Genomic DNA, 15,609 nt, shown 5'->3' with positions numbered 1-15,609 from the left:
AATTCGCCTGTATGGAAACCGCGGGCCGCATTGCCGCGTTGCCGGCCGGTTTGATCAACGGCGACGATTTTCATTTCGGGGGCTTTCTTTGGACAGATTCAACATTGGTGTTCATGTCGTTGCGCTGGCTGCGGCCTTCGCACTCGCCGTTCCCATTGGCTGGGACCGCGAGAAGCGGGCGCGAAGCGCGGGCTTGCGCACCTTTCCACTGGTCGCAATGGCAAGCTGCGGCTTCGTGCAGGCCAGCGAAAGCCTGCTCGTGCATTCGCCTGACGGAATGGCGAAGGTGATCGAGGGCCTCATCACCGGCATCGGCTTCATCGGCGGTGGCGCAATTCTCAAGCAGGGGAATTCGGTGCAGGGGACCGCGACGGCCGCGAGCCTCTGGGCGACCGGCGCCATCGGCGTCTCCGTCGGGCTCGGCGCTTTTGATGTCGCGGTGACGGTCGCCGTATTCACGTTCCTGACGCTTCGCTTGTTGACGCTGGTCAAGGAAGAAGACGATCACTGATGCATGTGCGAGCGGCCTGCACCCCGTTCACAACAACGTCATCGCGACCCGCTGCGTCCCCCGGCCCAACTGTGCGTCTGGCGCGTTTTCTTGTACACTCACTGAGCCTTTGGACGCTCGCCAGGAGGAACCGACATGACCACGGTCGTACTCAATCGCCGGAGCCTCCTCGCCGCGGGCGGCTCGATCCTCGCAACCGGGCTCTTGGCGACCGGCGTCCCCGGCCTGCTGTTGCCTGCACGCGCGGACGGCCTCGCACCGACCGAGACGATGTCTGGCGGGGCGAACAACTACCGCAAGGGCGCGGCGATCGTGGAGCGGATCGGAAAGGGTGGCTTCTGGATGAGCGGCACCGTGCGCCGCGCCGGCGACGGGACTCCCTTGGCCGGGCAGCGCATCCAGATCTGGGCGCACACGGTCGAAGGCCAGGAGCACGAGCCGCAGAGTCATGGCGCCACGCTCACCGACAAGGACGGCAAGTTCCGGCTCGAAATGCCGCAGATCATTCCCATCTTCGGCCAGCCGCATGGCCACCTCGCCTATGACAGCGGTGAATTCAAAACCGTCTTCCTGCGGCCGATAATGCGGAGCGCAAAGGAAACCAGCCTCGAGGCGCACTTCGTCCTGCAGCCGGCCTGATCGCATTGGAGATGAAGGGGCGGAGATCGGCCCGGGCGCCCCTGATCTGGATCGCCCTTGCCTTGGCCATCGGCGTGCCGATCGCGCTCGCTGCGGGAAGCGAACAGCTCACATGGCGCGGCCCGGTCTACATCCTCGCCGGCTTCGCTGGCATCATTGCGCTCGGTCTCGTGCTCGCTCAGCCCCTGCTGATCGGCGGATACCTGCCGGGCTTGTCGGCCTATCGCGGCCGGCGCGCCCACCGCTGGATCGGCGGCGCGCTTGCTCTGGCGGTGGTGATCCACGTCGCCGGCCTCTGGATCACCAGCCCGCCCGACATGATCGACGCCCTGACTTATACGTCACCGACACCGTTCTCCCCCTTCGGCGTGACCGCCATGTGGGCCATCTTCATTGTTGCGCTCCTGGCTCTGCTGCGCCGGCGGCTGGGATTGCGGTTGCGCACGTGGCGCATCGTCCATATTCCCCTCGCGATCGTCATCGTCGCAGGCAGCGTCGCCCATTGCCTGCTGATCGAGGGGACGATGGAGACGATCTCGAAGGCTGCGCTTTGCGCAGCTGTGCTGGCGGCGACCGTCAAGGTGATGGTTGATCTCTGGAGAAGGCGGACGTTGCGCGATAGCAGCATTGCGCGACCGTAAGCGTAGGGTGGGCAAAGGCGCGTAGCGCCGTGCCCACCATCTATCTATCAATGGTGGTTGGTGGGCACGCTTCGCTTCGCCCAGCCTACGAGCTCCGAAACTTTCGCTGACCCCCTTGTTCCAACACGTTCGGCGTCGTTACCGCTGGTATCGGCTCCGCTTGCCCGGGAAGGCGGTCAAGATTATCCTCGCGCGATGGCCGTCAGTGTCCCCGACCTGAGAGCATTCCTGCTCGCCACACCGTTCTTCGGCGGTATCCCGGATCAAAGTCTCGACCTCCTGATGTCGATGCTGGTTGAGTGCCGATTTGATACCGGAGCAACCGTCGTGACGGAGGGCGAGCCCGGACGCTCGCTGTTCATCGTCAAATCCGGCCGGCTGGCGGTGAGCAAGCGGGCGAATGCGGGCAACGTCATCCCGATTTCCGTTCTGGAGCCCGGCGATTTCTTCGGTGAGATGACGCTGATTGAAATGCAAAATCGATCCGCCACGGTGGTCGCGGAGAGTCCGACCGTGCTTTACGAGCTGACCGCCCAGAAGCTCTACGCTTGCTACAAGGCCGATATCCACACCTATGTGATCGTCCTGCAAAACATCAATCGCGAGCTATGCCGACGGCTGCGCCGTTCAGACGATCGGTTAGCGGGGCATCAGGTGGGTGACGAGAGTTGACATGCGTAGCATGGGTAGAGCGAAGCGAAACCCATCATGTCTCGTCACCGCGCAAATCTTCCATGGATTTTCGTTTCGCTGTACCCATCCTACGAACTCCCCGGCACCGTAGGCTTCGAATAGGAAACTAACATGGCTCGAGCCGGAGATAATGGACGGTTCGCGGCGTTCAAGCACCACGCCAAGGTGCACTCCTTCAGAGTCAGCACTGCTTTTCTGACTTGGATTCTGCTCGGCGCGACGCTCTTTTACAAGCCTGAGTGGGTCCGATGGGCCCTGCGAACAGGCACGCACGCTATTGAAGCTGTCGGCGATGCGCTTCCTGGTTATTGGGGCGCTCAGGCCGAAATTGTCTTGCGCGAACTCGGTGGTTTCCTTTGGATCCAGATGACGGCCGCGATCCTGTTTGTCCGGTTCGTGTTCTGGCTGATCGGGGCCTCGTGGCGCCGTGGTCGGCGGTAGATCCAGTCAGCTCGCGTAGGATGGGTAGAGCACTTGCGAAACCCATCATGCTTCGTAACCGAGCAATGCTATGCAATTCCTGGCCAAAACTGACTGGAGCTCTCGCTCGGGCGATGCCCGCAAGTGACCCCGAAGCGGCGGTCGCGGGGAAGTTGAGGTTCGCTAAGGCCCCACAGGCCTAAAATGTGCTCTAAGGAATATAAGAGACATCCTCAGCTGAGGGAGCCAACCTCAGCGGCGATTTCTTCCGTCAACCACGCAATGCCCGCATCCATCATTGCTGCCTTGGTCGTAATGGCCATGATTGCATCGGACTTCCGCTTCAAAGGAAGCTCAACCAATTGCAGCGCGAAACGAGCCGCGTATCTCTCGACGAGACGGCGCGGCAATGTTGCTATCAAGTCCGAGTTTGAAATTTGCGTGAGTGCCATCATAAAGGTGGGCACGGTCAGGACAATGCGGCGCTGGAGGCCGCGCTTCTCCAGGAGTTGGTCGACAAAACCTCGCGGATCGCCGTCGAGCGACACAAGAAGATGCTGTGCTCTGCAGAATGCAGCAATCGTTGGTGCGCGGGCGAATCCGTTTCCCTTGCGCATTGCGACCACGAAACACTCATCGTAAAGCTTTCTTGCCTGGAAGCGGGTTGGCACTGTGCCCAGGGGCAGGATGGCCAAGTCGATTTCGCGCTTCTCCAGCTTCTCCAGGCTTGACCGCCAAGGGTGCTCCACAGCGCTTGCATGCCGCCCTGGCATCAGATGGATCAAGCTCAGGTCGGCACGGGGTGCCTTTCTCCTGAGCCGCCCCGCAAATGGTCCCATCACCGTGTCCATGATCGCATCAGGAGCGCCAATGGAAAAACGGCGGCTACTTGTAGTCGCGTCGAAGGGCGTAGCTGAAGCAAATACGCGCCCTACGCGAGAAAGGATATCTCCTACTGGCTCGCCGAGTTCCAGCGCACGCTCCGTCGGCACAACACCCTTCGGCGTCCGTAAGAACAGGGGGTCATTAAATAGATGCCGTAGCCGCCCAAGTGAATGACTTACGGCAGAAGGGGTGATGTTCAAGCGGCTAGCCGCTCGCGCCACGTGGCTCTCCTCCAGCACAGTGTGGAAGACCAGCAGCAAGTTAAGATCGACTTTTGACAAGGAAATGTGGTTCAGCATATTGCTGAGGTTATATCACTGGATTCATGTCCCTGAAAGCTCCATGGATTGCGCAACGTTAGCCACAGGAGCTGAAATGACCAAACACCATGCAAACTGGCCAGGAACGCTGTCACGGCGGTCCGCGATCACGACAGTCGCTGCGGCATCGTTGACCCCTCGATTTTGCGCTAGTGTGGCTGCCAGTGACGACGTCGCTCACCTTATCGAGCGCGCCGCTGCGAAAAACGCGGCCTTCATGCGCGGGGACATGGATCGTTGGCTGGCCCTTGTTCGCATCGCCAGTGACTTCACGTTAATGCAACCATTCGGCGGCCCAACTAGCCACGGGTTCGACGCAAGTCCTGAACGTTTGGCGAAGCTATCCCGGTTTTTCAAGAACGGTGAGACGACCTTGGAGGTCGTGCAAACCTATGCATCGGACAAGCTCGTCGTTCTCGTCATGGTCGAGCGGCAATATGCCGAAGTCGGGAGCTTACCAAAACAAGACTGGTCGCTCCGAGTTACGGAAATCTATCGCAAGGACGGTTCTGAATGGCAGTTAGTCCATCGCCACGCAGACCCGCTGGTTCATGGCGTTACGTTGCAGGAGGCGGCGACGATTGCTCGCGGCGGACGTAAGGATGAATGACCGCGGCAACTGGCGTCTTCAGAAGAAGGATCGATTGCGCCGAAGACTGCATTACATGCAGGTCCACTTCCCCTTTTGGCCCCATAGTGGAAGTCTGCTCGACGTCGGCTTGTATCCCCTTCCATAGGTGGGGCGATATACGTGCTTAGGCGCGCGCTAGGCAGGCAAATCTGACCCGTCGGGCAAAACACCTCTCTCCTGCAAAATCTCGTCAACCCTCCTCCACAAAAATATTCCACTTTACCGAAATTCGGAATCGCAGTATCAATCCGCCATCCCGGTCCAGGGAGAGGGGCGATCGTCCGTCGTAACGTACGTGGATCGGGGGGCGGTGGACGCGGCAGTGTCGGGCACGCGAAGGCGGAACCAGGGCGAGATGAACCTCGTGAGGTCCTGTTGCGTGCGGACGAACGGCGCCTGTGTCCGGCGAAGCCTTTTGGCGAAGCCGGATCGCTGCGTACGGCAAAATCGTGTGGTCCTGGCCGTCGTTGCTACGGTCAAGCCTTGCGGAGATGGATCGAGGCTCAACCGGGTCTCAATGCATCGTCAATTCGCAAGGCGACGGTGACAAAAAGGAACTCGTCGCCGGGGAGAGCGCGGCATAAGCCGTCAACCCACTGCGCAGGGAAGGCCGAGTGTTCGGCGTCACCTGTATGCTGCTGTGCGGTCTCTTTGCGCTACATCTTTGCGCAGCGGACCGCGGGTGCCAGCCGGCACCCGGTCTTCCCTGCGCCCTCTTCACAGAGGAGGGTCAAGGTAGAAGCAAAACTCGGGCATCTCATGCCGCGAGAAGGCTGCTTCACGTGTGATTTGAGCCAGGGAATGGTGCTGCCAGACAGGATTGAACTGTCGACCTCTCCATTACCAATGGAGTGCTCTACCACTGAGCTACGGCAGCATGTGCTGGGGTAAGAATCGGCCGCCACGAGGGGCCTACCAAGCGGGCCGATATCTGCCACAAGCCCCCCTCCTGTGCAAGCTTGCTAGCTCCGCCAAAGCGATAAAATCGGGCCGATATCGGGGCCAAAATTCCTGTTTTGGCTCGAAACGGCCGACTTTCCGCGGATTTGGTTCCGATGTGCCCACCCAACTGGCCAGTTGCCCGATGCGCCGGATTCGATCCATTTCGATTTTCGCACGATCGGATCGCGCGGCCCTCTTGAGCTGCCTTGTTCCTCGGGCATGTTATCGCCGATCGCTGTAATGGACCGTGGATGGCAGACGAGAACGACAAGAGCACGAAGCAGGACGCCAGACAGGCGAGGGCGTCCCGCGACGACCGGCTCAAATCGGCGCTGCGCGAAAACCTGAAGCGGCGAAAGATGCAGGCGCGCGAACGGGCCGCAAGTGGCGGCCCCTCGCAGAACGAAGATGATTCCCTAGATGAGGGGACCGCCGGCGAGATAGCCGGCAAGACCGGCGACTAGAATTTTTGGAGTGCATGGACGTGGCAATGGGGCAGGACGAATCGCAACGACCCGAGAGTGACGCGCAGATGTCGCGGTTCACCCGCCCTGAACAGACCTTTCCGACGCTGACATCAGCGGAGATCGAGCGTGTCAGGCATTTCGGCGAGGTCCGCAACTATGCCGATGGGGAATTCCTGTTCGAGACCGGCAAGCCGGGGCCGGGCATGTTCGTCGTGCTCAAGGGCCATGTCGCCATCACCCAGCGCGACGGCCTTGGCCATGTCACCCCGTTGATCGATCAGGGACCCGGGCAATTTTTGGCCGAGCTGAGCCAGCTCTCCGGACGGCCGGCGCTGGTCGACGGCCGTGCCGAAGGCGATGTCGAGACGCTGCTGTTGCCGCCGGAGCGGCTGCGCGCGCTGCTGGTCGCCGAGGCCGAGCTCGGCGAGCGCATCATGCGCGCGCTGATTCTGCGCCGGGTCAATCTGCTCCAGGGCGGCGTCGGCGGCGTGGTGCTGATCGGTCCGTCGCATTCGGCAGGCGTGGTGCGGTTGCAGGGCTTCCTCACCCGCAACGGCCAGCCGCATCATCTGCTCGATCCCGCGCGCGATCGCGACGCCGCCGATGTCATCGCGCGTTATTCGCCCAAGCCGGACGACTGGCCGCTGGTCGTCACCCCCGATGGTGCGGTGCTGCGCAATCCCGGCGAAACCGAGCTTGCGCGCGCGATCGGCATGATCGGCGGTCCCCGCAACGACCGTATCTACGACGTCGCGATCGTCGGCTCCGGACCGGCCGGGCTCGCCACCGCCGTGTATGCCGCGTCCGAAGGCCTCTCGGTCGCCGTGCTCGACACCCGCGCCTTCGGCGGCCAGGCCGGCGCCAGCGCGCGCATCGAAAACTATCTCGGCTTTCCGACCGGAATTTCCGGCCAGGCCCTGACCGCGCGCGCCTTCAACCAGGCGCAAAAGTTCGGCGCGGAAATCATGATCCCGGTGACGGTGAAGTCGCTCGACTGCACGCGCAAGGACGGCGCGTTTTCGGTTGCGCTTGACGGCTGCGACCCGCTGCATTCGCGCGCGGTGGTGGTCGCCAGCGGGGCGCGCTATCGCCGGCCCGAGATCGAGAACCTCGACAAGTTCGAGGGCCGCGGCGTCTGGTATTGGGCCTCGCCGGTCGAGGCGAAGCTCTGCGCCGGCGAGGAGGTGGCGCTGGTCGGCGCCGGAAACTCGGCGGGGCAGGCCGCTGTGTTCCTGTCGGGGCACGCCAAAAAAGTGCTGATGATCATCCGCGGCGGCGGCCTCGGCGCCAGCATGTCGCGCTATCTCATCGAGCGCATCGAAGCCACGCCGAACATCGAACTGATGTTCAACACCGAGATCACGGCGCTGGAAGGCGACGAGGCCTCGCTGCTGCGGCGCATCCGCTGGAAGAGCCGGCTCTCGGCCGACGAGGATTTCGCCGACATCCGCAATCTCTTCCTGTTCGTCGGCGCCGATCCCGCCACCAACTGGCTCGACGGCTGCGGCATCACGCTCGATCGCGGCGGCTTCGTCGTCACAGGCGCGCAGTCCGAGCAGAACCAGGGCCGGCTGGTCGCGCCGCTGGAGACGTCGGTGCCCGGCGTGTACGCCGTCGGCGACGTCCGCTCCGGCTCGGTCAAGCGCGTCGGCGGCGCCATCGGCGAAGGCGCCCAGGTCGTGGCCTCCCTGCACGGCTTCCTCGGCGACGCCGCAAAACCGGCGCTTTAGTCAAGGACAAGGCAAGTAAATGGCAAGTCGAATGAGGCTTGCCATCTTGCGGTGTGATGCGTGACTATCTCCTCATCCTGAGGAGCGCGCATTGCGCGCGTCTCGAAGGATGAAGGCCCAGCTGCCAAAGCCGGGCCTGCATGGTTCGCGCGGCGATGCGCAAGCATTGTCCGCAGGGGCGCTCGCGCGCCTCCTCACCATGAGGGTCGACAAAGAAGCGCTTAACGGGAGGACTAAATGGCTGAAATCGTCGTGCTGTATAAAACGCCCACGGATGCTGCGGCCTTCGACAAATACTATGCCGAGACCCACATTCCGCTCGCCAAGAAACTTCCAGGCTTGAAGAAGTACGCCATCAGCAAGGGGCCGGTCGGCTCCCCCGCTGGACCTTCCGGAATCCATCTCGTCGCCATTCTCACCTTCGACAGCACGGCCGACATCCAGGCGGCATTCGCTAGCCCGGAAGGCAAGGCGACCGGCGCTGACGTGCCGAAATTCGCCAGTGGCGGCGCCGACCTGTTGATCTTCGACACCAAGGAAGTGTGAACCGCGACTTTCGTCGGTTCGTAGCCCGGATGGAGCAAAGCGCAATCCGGGACGGTGCTTGTGACTGACACCCCGGATTTCGCTGCGCTCCATCCGGGCTACAAACTGCCGTCGTTTGTGACAGCGGTGCAAATAATTCAGCCATGCGTTTTCGATTCGCACGATGACGCATGGCTGCGCACGCATGTGTGACGCCAGCGCGTGTGGCAATCTGATGAGGGCCGTAATATCAATCTCCCGAACTCGATGCAGAGAATAGGAGAGATGTCATGGTTCTTGGGTTGAGCTTGCCCGCCTTCACGCTGGTTCATGTCATCATCAGCCTGATCGGCATCGCCGCCGGCCTTGTCGTGATGTTCGGCCTGCTCGGCTCGAAGTCGATGCGGGGCCTCACCGCGATTTTCTTAGCGTTCACGATCCTCACCAGTGCCACCGGCTTCCTGTTTCCGTTCAAGGAGCTGCTGCCGTCGCATATCATCGGCATCATCTCGCTGGTGCTGCTCGCGATCGCCTGCGTCGCGCTCTACGGCATGAAGCTCGCTGGGGTGTGGCGCCCGGTCTACATCGTGACCGCGATGATCTCGCTCTATTTCAACGTCTTCGTGCTGGTGATCCAGTCGTTCCTGAAGGTGCCGGCGCTCGCCGCGCTCGCTCCCGCCGTGGCGCCCGCGCCGCCCGGAGGTCCGGTGTTCGCCGTGGTGCAGGGCCTCGTGCTGGTGTTCTTCGTGGTGCTCACCGTCGGCGCCTGGCGCCGCTTCAAACCGATGGCGTTCGCCTGAACATACAAGGAGCCTGACAATGCCCACCATCACCACCAAGGACGGCGTCGAGATCTTCTACAAGGACTGGGGCTCGGGCCAGCCGATCGTGTTCAGCCATGGCTGGCCGCTGTCGGCCGACGACTGGGACGCCCAGATGATGTTCTTCGTGACGCGCGGCTATCGCGTCATCGCGCATGACCGTCGCGGCCATGGCCGTTCGTCGCAGGTCGCCGACGGCCATGACATGGATCATTATGCCGATGATCTTGCGGCGGTGACCGCCCATCTCGATCTCAAGAACGCAATCCACGTCGGCCACTCCACGGGCGGCGGCGAAGTGGTGCATTACATCGCGCGCCACGGCGAGAGCCGGGTGGCGAAGGCCGCGATCCTCTCCGCAGTGCCGCCGCTGATGGTGAAGACGGAGGCCAATCCCGGCGGCCTGCCGAAGAGCGTGTTCGACGATTTCCAGGTGCAGCTCGCTGCCGGCCGTTCCAGCTTCTACCGCGACATCGCGGCCGGCCCCTTCTATGGCTACAACCGTCCCGGCGCAAAGCCCTCGGAAGCGGTGATCCAGAACTGGTGGCGCCAGGGCATGATGGGCGGCGCGAAAGCCCATTACGACGGCATCGTCGCGTTTTCGCAGACCGACTTCACCGAGGATCTGAAGAAGATCAATGTGCCTGTGCTGGTGATGCACGGCGACGACGACCAGATCGTGCCTTACGCCGACTCCGCGCCGCTGTCGGCCAAGCTCTTGAAGAACGGCACGCTGAAGACCTACAAGGGTTTCCCGCACGGCATGCCGACAACGCACGCCGAGACCATCAACGCGGACCTGCTTGCGTTCTTCAAGGAGTGAGCGGCCTCAGTCCACGCGCGGACCGATCTGATTTCGAACGGGCCGGGTGCGAACACGTTCCAGTCGCGTGTGAGCCGGTGGTTGCAGCCTTTCATTAGTCAGTCTGCCGCGGAAGGCGCGCTGCGGGGAGGTCCCGATGCAGATCATCATCTTCGGCGCGACCGGCATGGTCGGGCAGGGCGTTTTGCGCGAATGCCTGATCGATGCCCGCATCGATCGCGTGCTCGTGGTCGGCCGCAGCCCGACCGGCGTGCGCCACGCCAAGCTCACCGAGATCACACACGGCGAGTTCACGGACTATTCGGCGATCGAAGCGCAGCTCACCGGCTTCGATGCCTGCTTCTTCTGCCTCGGCGTCTCCTCGATCGGCATGAGCGAGGAGCGCTACCGCCATCTGACCTATGACATCACGCTCGCAGCGGCGACCGCGCTGGCACGGCTCAATCCGCAGATGACATTCGTCTATGTCACGGGCGCCGGCACTGATTCCACCGAGCAGGGTTCGCGGATGTGGGCGCGGATCAAGGGCAAGACCGAGAACGACCTGCTCAAGCTGCCATTCAAGGCGGCCTACATGTTCCGGCCCGGTGCGATCCAACCGCTCCACGGTGCCCGCTCCAAGACTGCGTGGGTGCAGGCCGTGTATGCAGCAAGTTGGCCGCTGTGGTCGGTGCTGCGCCGGCTCTCGCCGCGGCTCGTTACCTCGACCGAGCAGATCGGCCGCGCCATGATCCGGGTTGCGCGGGAGGGGTATCCGCGAAAGGTGCTGGAGATGGAGGATATCAATAGCCTCTAGTCCCGTAGGGCATTAGTTCTAGGGAAATTTCGCCGCCCGCGCGCGTTGAGCCCTATCCGCCCGAAGGAGAAAGCGCCGTCGATGTCTCCCCAGCTCAAACTGATCGCGCTCGACGCCGACGACCTCTCCGTGATCTCGGCCCACGTCCAGGACGCCCGCGTGCAGCCCTCGGACATCATCTGGCGGCAAAGTGAAAAGCGGCTGGTCGTCGGCATGAGCCGGTTGGACTGGGAGCAGACGCTGGACGGCGAAGCCGAGCCGCGCAGGCTGGTGGCGGCTCTCCGGTTCGACCGCGTGCTCGCCTGCAAGTCGCGCGACATCGACCTCGACGCGCCGGACACTGTCCTGGACCTTGTCGGCATCGAATTCCACGGCCAGGACGCCCCCGGCGGGAGCGCCCTGCTGCTGTTTGCCCAAGGCGGCGCCATCCGCCTCGACGTCGAATGCCTGGAATGCGAGCTGACTGATCTGGGGGCGGATCAGCTGGGGACGGGGTTGGAGGCTGAAGGCGAGGGGTGAGGTGGCATGCCAACGCCACGCCTTCCGGTTTCGCCAGGACGACGCCGGAGGGGAGCGGCCCGGCTCAAGGGTTGACGCAGCTTCCCCGCCGCGCCATTGAGCAGGGGCCTGGTGAGCCAAACCGCGCCCCCAAAAACCAGTTAGAAGCCAAGATGCCCGTTCGTCTCGACCGCAGCAGCGCCGATTTTGACCAGCGATTCGGGGCCTTCCTCGCCGCCAAGCGCGAGGCCTCGGCCGATGTCGAGGCGGCCGCGCGTGCCATCGTCGACGACGTGGCGAAGCGGGGCGATGCCGCCTTGCTCGAGGCCACGGCAAAGTTCGACCGGTTGACGCTCGATGCATCCGACCTGCGCGTCACCGCCGCCGAGATCGAGGCCGCGGTGAAAGCCTGTGATGCAGCGACGCTGGATGCGCTCAAGCTCGCGCGCGATCGCATCGAGACCTATCACCGCCGCCAACTGCCGAAGGACGAGCGCTTCACCGATCAGCTCGGCGTCGAGCTCGGCTGGCGCTACACCGCGATCGAATCCGCCGGCCTCTACGTGCCCGGCGGCACCGCGGCCTATCCGTCCTCGGTGCTGATGAATGCGGTGCCGGCAAAGGTCGCCGGCGTGACGCGTCTCGTCATGGTGGTGCCCTCGCCCGACGGCAAGCTCAATCCGCTGGTGCTGGCGGCGGCAAAGCTTGGCGGCGTCACCGAGATCTATCGCGTCGGCGGTGCGCAGGCGGTGGCCGCGCTCGCCCATGGCACCGCGACGATCGCGCCCGTCGCCAAGATCGTCGGCCCCGGCAATGCATATGTCGCCGCGGCAAAGCGGCTGGTCTTCGGCAAGGTCGGCATCGACATGATCGCCGGTCCCTCCGAGGTGCTCGTCATCGCCGATGACACCGGCAATGCCGACTGGATTGCCGCCGACCTGCTGGCCCAGGCTGAGCACGATGCCAGCGCGCAGTCGATCCTGATTACCGATTCCGCGCGCCTTGCCGACGATGTCGAAAAAGCCGTCGAGGCGCAGTTGAAGACGCTGCCGCGCGCCGTGATCGCCAGCGCCTCGTGGGCCGATTTCGGCGCCATCATCATGGTGAAGAACCTCAACGACGCCATTCCGCTCGCGGATGCGATTGCCGCCGAACATCTCGAGATCATGACGCAAGATCCCGACGCGCTCGCCGCAAAAATCCGCAACGCCGGCGCCGTGTTCCTCGGGCCGCATACGCCGGAGGCGATCGGGGACTATGTCGGCGGCTCCAACCATGTGCTGCCGACGGCGCGCTCGGCACGATTCTCGTCGGGGCTCTCGGTGCACGATTTCCTCAAGCGCACCTCGATCCTGAAATGCGGCCCGGATCAGCTGCGTGCGCTGGGACCAGCCGCGATGATTCTCGGCAAGGCGGAGGGGCTAGATGCCCATTCGCGCTCGATTGGATTGCGTCTCAATTTGTCATGACCCAGCCGCCCGAACAGGACGACTCGACCAATCGCATCGTCGGCGTCACGCTCGACGAGGACTCGATCGGCCGTTCCGGGCCTGACATCGAGCATGAGCGCGCGATCGCGATCTACGATTTGATCGAGCAGAACCTGTTCGCGCCGGAGGGCGCGGACGGGAAGGGGCCGTTCACGCTGCATATCGGGATCACCGGCAGCCGGCTGATGTTCGACATCCGTCGCGAGGACGGCACGCCCGTGGTCGCGCATCTGTTGTCGCTGACGCCGTTCCGGCGGATCGTGAAGGACTATTTCATGATCTGCGACAGCTACTATCAGGCGATCCGCACAGCGACGCCGGACAAGATCGAGGCCATCGACATGGGCCGCCGCGGCATCCATGACGAGGGCTCGCGCACGCTGCAGGAGCGGCTGAAGGGCAAGGTGCGGGTCGATTTCGAGACCTCGCGCCGGCTGTTCACGCTCATTACCGTTCTGCACTGGAAGGGTTAAGCGCGATGGCGGGTCCGCCACGCGCACGCGATCCGCAATCGGTGCTGTTCGCTTGCGCCATGAACAGCGTGCGCTCGCCGATGGCCGAGAGCCTGCTGCGGCACATGTTTCCGCAAGGGCTCTACGTGAAATCGGCCGGCGCCAGGCGCGGCGAACTCGATCCGTTCGCGGTGTCCGTGATGGCCGAGCTCGGCCAGGACATCTCCGCCCACAAGCCTCAGACCTTCGAGGAACTGGAGGATTGGGAGGGGTTGAATTTCGACCTGATCATCACGCTGTCGCCGGAGGCGCATCACAAGGCGCTGGAGCTGACCCGCACGCTTGCCGCCGACGTCGAATATTGGCCGACGCATGATCCCACCACCATGGAAGGCAGCCGCGACCAGAAGTTGGCTGCCTATCGCGACGTCTGCGACCAGCTCCTGCTGCGCATCCGCTGGCGGTTTTCGAAGGTGGGCGCGGCGAACGGGTAGCATTCGGCGCCCGTAACACCCGCGTCACAGACTGCAGGCACACGCATCCTGTACCCGTCGAATCAGTAAAGTCCGGGTTCCCGGGTTGTGAAATCAGCCCCCGTCCGATAGGTTCCGCGCGCAATTCACCCCCTGCTTCATTCCCCAAATCACCTGATGCTCGGCCGCCCCAAATTCGTTCTCGCCTCCGGTTCGCCGCGGCGCCTGTCGCTGCTCAACCAGGCCGGCATCGAGCCGGACGCGCTCCGGCCCGCCGACGTCGACGAGACGCCGAAGCGGGGCGAGCTGCCGCGCGCCTGCGCCAACCGGCTCGCGCGGGCCAAGGCGGATGCGGCGCTCAAATCGGTGCAGCTTGACGACGAGCTGCGCGGCGCCTTCATCCTCTCCGCCGACACGGTGGTGGCGGTCGGCCGCCGCATCTTGCCCAAAGCCAACCTCGTCGACGAGGCCGCGCAGTGCCTGCGGCTGCTGTCGGGTCGCAACCACCGCGTCTACACCGCGATCACCCTGGTGACGCCGCGCGAGGCCTTCCGCCAGCGCCTGGTCGAGACCCGCGTCCGCTTCAAGCGCCTCTCGGAGGACGACATCCAGGCCTATATCGGCTCCGGCGAATGGCGCGGCAAAGCCGGCGGCTACGCGGTGCAGGGCATCGCCGGCTCCTTCGTGGTCAAGATGGTGGGGTCCTACACCAACGTGGTCGGCCTGCCGCTCTACGAGACCACCACGCTGCTCGGCGGCGAAGGTTTCCCGATCCGCTTCGGCTGGCTCAACGCCACCGCCGTCTGAGCCGAAAAGCCGCTCCTGCAAAAATCGCGAAAACAACCCCATGCACAGTAGAATTGCCGCGCGGAAATCTGGCCGGGACGCCTGCGCTTCCGCCGGAGGAACCCCTTTGGCGACGGGCTCTTGAACTCTCTCACCTCGTGTAAGCTGAGCACCCTATGGACGACCAGGTGAAAAAGCCCGCAAGGCCCCTCAAAACCTGTCCGATCTGCGGCAAGCCGCAGTCCGAGGCCACCCGCCCGTTCTGCTCCTGGCGCTGCCGCGACGTCGATCTGAACCGCTGGCTGAAAGGCTCCTATGTCATTCCCGGCCGGGATGACGAGGCAGACGGAGAGGAATAACCCTGTTCTATCAAGTATTTAAATTGTCGATGCACCGCTACGCGGCGTTGCCTCCGAGCCACGTCCTGCCTTGTGCACAGCCTGGCCACGCCCCGCGAAGCCATCGGCGAAGCGTGGGTGGACAGGCAGCCTTCAGCCCACTATAAACCGCCCGCTCGATGGGCTTTGGCCCCTCTTTGGAGCACGCCCAGGTAGCTCAGTTGGTAGAGCATGCGACTGAAAATCGCAGTGTCGGTGGTTCGATTCCGCCCCTGGGCACCATTTTCGCTCTCCACGGGCAACATCTTCCCCAGCGCCAAGCCTTGAGCGCCAAGCCTTGACCAGCCGGCTCGCGCAGCAATCCGTTCCGGAACCAGATCGCGCCCGCCCATTGCTGACACTCTGCTTGCTCGGCCAGGACCAAAGTCTGGCCTTGGAAGAGAGGCCGTTTCAGGTTGAGGCAAGTGATGCAAGAAATGTCCCGTTCTGGTGCTGCCGGCGAACTCCGGCTCGATGCGTTGGTCGCCGATTTGTGGTGGCGCGTTAGACTCATCAACACCGACATTCTCGAGGAAGAGGCGAGAGCAGGGGTGTTTGACGTGCTTCAGCCGACCTATCCGCTTCTTGCGCTGAATCTTCGCGCGCGACGCGACAATTTGGTCTCGACGATCGGCGTGCTCGAGCAGCGTGCGCGATCAACGTCGGAAGCGGCTTGAGCGGGGTCTTCT

At 63.3% G+C, this 15,609-nt stretch carries 20 protein-coding genes and 2 tRNA genes; 20 read left to right on the top strand and 2 right to left on the bottom strand.

Features of this window, described 5'->3' with window-relative positions; translation table 11 throughout:
• Positions 1-88: 88 nt before the first annotated feature.
• The 5 genes from ACIPUD_RS31520 (at position 89) to ACIPUD_RS31500 (ending at position 2,925) form a co-directional block, all read left to right on the top strand.
• The gene (locus ACIPUD_RS31520; RefSeq protein WP_018453097.1) at positions 89-511 is read left to right on the top strand and encodes an MgtC/SapB family protein; all 423 of its coding nucleotides are present in this window, start codon (positions 89-91) and stop codon (positions 509-511) included.
• Between the two features lie 135 nt (positions 512-646).
• Positions 647-1,150, top strand: a complete 504-nt coding sequence (locus tag ACIPUD_RS31515; RefSeq protein ID WP_018453098.1) for a twin-arginine translocation pathway signal — start codon at positions 647-649, stop codon at positions 1,148-1,150.
• 11 nt (positions 1,151-1,161) lie between these two features.
• Positions 1,162-1,791: a ferric reductase-like transmembrane domain-containing protein gene (locus ACIPUD_RS31510; RefSeq protein ID WP_446482207.1), complete on the top strand. Its 630-nt coding sequence runs from the start codon at positions 1,162-1,164 to the stop codon at positions 1,789-1,791.
• A 195-nt stretch (positions 1,792-1,986) separates the two neighbouring features.
• Complete coding sequence (locus ACIPUD_RS31505; protein ID WP_018453100.1) at positions 1,987-2,463, top strand: Crp/Fnr family transcriptional regulator; 477 nt, start codon at positions 1,987-1,989, stop codon at positions 2,461-2,463.
• A 132-nt stretch (positions 2,464-2,595) separates the two neighbouring features.
• Positions 2,596-2,925, top strand: coding sequence for a hypothetical protein (locus tag ACIPUD_RS31500; RefSeq protein ID WP_377828930.1), 330 nt, complete (start codon positions 2,596-2,598; stop codon positions 2,923-2,925).
• Positions 2,926-3,137: 212 nt separating this feature from the next.
• Here the strand turns inward: ACIPUD_RS31500 and ACIPUD_RS31495 are convergent, their stop codons facing one another.
• On the bottom strand, positions 3,138-4,049 hold the full coding sequence (locus ACIPUD_RS31495) for a LysR family transcriptional regulator (protein ID WP_317245511.1): 912 nt from the start codon (positions 4,047-4,049) through the stop codon (positions 3,138-3,140).
• 115 nt (positions 4,050-4,164) lie between these two features.
• Here ACIPUD_RS31495 and ACIPUD_RS31490 point away from each other — a divergent pair, with 115 nt between their 5' ends.
• Positions 4,165-4,719 carry a YybH family protein gene (locus tag ACIPUD_RS31490; RefSeq protein ID WP_240543314.1) on the top strand — a complete coding sequence of 185 codons (555 nt, stop codon included), beginning with the start codon at positions 4,165-4,167 and terminating at the stop codon, positions 4,717-4,719.
• 823 nt (positions 4,720-5,542) lie between these two features.
• On the opposite strand, the gene ACIPUD_RS31485 is transcribed toward ACIPUD_RS31490, so the two are convergent.
• A tRNA-Thr gene (locus ACIPUD_RS31485) sits at positions 5,543-5,617 on the bottom strand.
• A 316-nt stretch (positions 5,618-5,933) separates the two neighbouring features.
• Between ACIPUD_RS31485 and ACIPUD_RS31480 the strand changes: the two genes are divergently transcribed.
• From ACIPUD_RS31480 to ACIPUD_RS31415, 14 genes are all read left to right on the top strand, one after another.
• Complete coding sequence (locus ACIPUD_RS31480; RefSeq protein WP_377828931.1) at positions 5,934-6,146, top strand: hypothetical protein; 213 nt, start codon at positions 5,934-5,936, stop codon at positions 6,144-6,146.
• 26 nt (positions 6,147-6,172) lie between these two features.
• Positions 6,173-7,879 (top strand): FAD-dependent oxidoreductase, encoded by a 1,707-nt coding sequence (locus ACIPUD_RS31475; protein WP_143273400.1) that lies wholly within the window; start codon positions 6,173-6,175, stop codon positions 7,877-7,879.
• Between the two features lie 237 nt (positions 7,880-8,116).
• Positions 8,117-8,425 carry an EthD family reductase gene (locus ACIPUD_RS31470; RefSeq protein WP_007615494.1) on the top strand — a complete coding sequence of 103 codons (309 nt, stop codon included), beginning with the start codon at positions 8,117-8,119 and terminating at the stop codon, positions 8,423-8,425.
• 269 nt (positions 8,426-8,694) lie between these two features.
• Entirely contained in the window at positions 8,695-9,204 is a 510-nt protein-coding gene (locus tag ACIPUD_RS31465; protein ID WP_446482206.1) for a hypothetical protein, read from the top strand.
• Between the two features lie 19 nt (positions 9,205-9,223).
• The gene (locus ACIPUD_RS31460; RefSeq protein WP_446482205.1) at positions 9,224-10,048 is read left to right on the top strand and encodes an alpha/beta fold hydrolase; all 825 of its coding nucleotides are present in this window, start codon (positions 9,224-9,226) and stop codon (positions 10,046-10,048) included.
• Positions 10,049-10,184: 136 nt separating this feature from the next.
• Positions 10,185-10,844, top strand: coding sequence for an NAD(P)H-binding protein (locus ACIPUD_RS31455; RefSeq protein WP_018453108.1), 660 nt, complete (start codon positions 10,185-10,187; stop codon positions 10,842-10,844).
• 81 nt (positions 10,845-10,925) lie between these two features.
• Complete coding sequence (locus ACIPUD_RS31450; protein WP_026232464.1) at positions 10,926-11,363, top strand: DUF2948 family protein; 438 nt, start codon at positions 10,926-10,928, stop codon at positions 11,361-11,363.
• Positions 11,364-11,515: 152 nt separating this feature from the next.
• On the top strand, positions 11,516-12,811 hold the full coding sequence (hisD, locus tag ACIPUD_RS31445) for a histidinol dehydrogenase (RefSeq protein ID WP_446482204.1): 1,296 nt from the start codon (positions 11,516-11,518) through the stop codon (positions 12,809-12,811).
• Positions 12,808-13,305: a UPF0262 family protein gene (locus tag ACIPUD_RS31440; protein ID WP_018453111.1), complete on the top strand. Its 498-nt coding sequence runs from the start codon at positions 12,808-12,810 to the stop codon at positions 13,303-13,305. Before hisD ends, ACIPUD_RS31440 begins: the two co-directional genes overlap by 4 nt.
• A gap of 5 nt (positions 13,306-13,310) precedes the next feature.
• Positions 13,311-13,778 (top strand): arsenate-mycothiol transferase ArsC, encoded by a 468-nt coding sequence (locus tag ACIPUD_RS31435; protein WP_446482203.1) that lies wholly within the window; start codon positions 13,311-13,313, stop codon positions 13,776-13,778.
• Positions 13,779-13,934: 156 nt separating this feature from the next.
• Positions 13,935-14,564 (top strand): Maf-like protein, encoded by a 630-nt coding sequence (locus ACIPUD_RS31430; RefSeq protein ID WP_007597557.1) that lies wholly within the window; start codon positions 13,935-13,937, stop codon positions 14,562-14,564.
• 155 nt (positions 14,565-14,719) lie between these two features.
• Positions 14,720-14,902, top strand: a complete 183-nt coding sequence (gene yacG / locus ACIPUD_RS31425) for a DNA gyrase inhibitor YacG (protein WP_446482202.1) — start codon at positions 14,720-14,722, stop codon at positions 14,900-14,902.
• A 185-nt stretch (positions 14,903-15,087) separates the two neighbouring features.
• A tRNA-Phe gene (locus ACIPUD_RS31420) sits at positions 15,088-15,163 on the top strand.
• A 185-nt stretch (positions 15,164-15,348) separates the two neighbouring features.
• Positions 15,349-15,597, top strand: a complete 249-nt coding sequence (locus ACIPUD_RS31415) for a hypothetical protein (protein WP_007615460.1) — start codon at positions 15,349-15,351, stop codon at positions 15,595-15,597.
• The last annotated feature ends 12 nt before the right edge of the window (positions 15,598-15,609 follow it).

The organism is Bradyrhizobium sp. CAR08, from assembly GCF_052871955.1.
Note: the sequence above shows the minus strand (reverse complement) of the source record. Positions and strands in the feature narration are given on the sequence as shown.

What these genes read in the sequence shown, in the direction of transcription:
- ACIPUD_RS31515 (WP_018453098.1), top strand. Translation starts at nt 647, where the DNA reads ATGACCACGGTCGTACTCAATCGCCGGAGCCTCCTCGCCGCGGGCGGC.
- ACIPUD_RS31455 (WP_018453108.1), top strand. Translation starts at nt 10,185, where the DNA reads ATGCAGATCATCATCTTCGGCGCGACCGGCATGGTCGGGCAGGGCGTT.
- ACIPUD_RS31470 (WP_007615494.1), top strand. Translation starts at nt 8,117, where the DNA reads ATGGCTGAAATCGTCGTGCTGTATAAAACGCCCACGGATGCTGCGGCC.
- ACIPUD_RS31490 (WP_240543314.1), top strand. Translation starts at nt 4,165, where the DNA reads ATGACCAAACACCATGCAAACTGGCCAGGAACGCTGTCACGGCGGTCC.
- ACIPUD_RS31460 (WP_446482205.1), top strand. Translation starts at nt 9,224, where the DNA reads ATGCCCACCATCACCACCAAGGACGGCGTCGAGATCTTCTACAAGGAC.
- ACIPUD_RS31465 (WP_446482206.1), top strand. Translation starts at nt 8,695, where the DNA reads ATGGTTCTTGGGTTGAGCTTGCCCGCCTTCACGCTGGTTCATGTCATC.
- ACIPUD_RS31500 (WP_377828930.1), top strand. Translation starts at nt 2,596, where the DNA reads ATGGCTCGAGCCGGAGATAATGGACGGTTCGCGGCGTTCAAGCACCAC.
- ACIPUD_RS31440 (WP_018453111.1), top strand. Translation starts at nt 12,808, where the DNA reads ATGACCCAGCCGCCCGAACAGGACGACTCGACCAATCGCATCGTCGGC.
- ACIPUD_RS31475 (WP_143273400.1), top strand. Translation starts at nt 6,173, where the DNA reads ATGGGGCAGGACGAATCGCAACGACCCGAGAGTGACGCGCAGATGTCG.
- ACIPUD_RS31415 (WP_007615460.1), top strand. Translation starts at nt 15,349, where the DNA reads ATGCAAGAAATGTCCCGTTCTGGTGCTGCCGGCGAACTCCGGCTCGAT.
- ACIPUD_RS31450 (WP_026232464.1), top strand. Translation starts at nt 10,926, where the DNA reads ATGTCTCCCCAGCTCAAACTGATCGCGCTCGACGCCGACGACCTCTCC.
- ACIPUD_RS31430 (WP_007597557.1), top strand. Translation starts at nt 13,935, where the DNA reads ATGCTCGGCCGCCCCAAATTCGTTCTCGCCTCCGGTTCGCCGCGGCGC.
- ACIPUD_RS31510 (WP_446482207.1), top strand. Translation starts at nt 1,162, where the DNA reads ATGAAGGGGCGGAGATCGGCCCGGGCGCCCCTGATCTGGATCGCCCTT.
- ACIPUD_RS31505 (WP_018453100.1), top strand. Translation starts at nt 1,987, where the DNA reads ATGGCCGTCAGTGTCCCCGACCTGAGAGCATTCCTGCTCGCCACACCG.
- hisD (WP_446482204.1), top strand. Translation starts at nt 11,516, where the DNA reads ATGCCCGTTCGTCTCGACCGCAGCAGCGCCGATTTTGACCAGCGATTC.
- ACIPUD_RS31480 (WP_377828931.1), top strand. Translation starts at nt 5,934, where the DNA reads ATGGCAGACGAGAACGACAAGAGCACGAAGCAGGACGCCAGACAGGCG.
- ACIPUD_RS31435 (WP_446482203.1), top strand. Translation starts at nt 13,311, where the DNA reads ATGGCGGGTCCGCCACGCGCACGCGATCCGCAATCGGTGCTGTTCGCT.
- yacG (WP_446482202.1), top strand. Translation starts at nt 14,720, where the DNA reads ATGGACGACCAGGTGAAAAAGCCCGCAAGGCCCCTCAAAACCTGTCCG.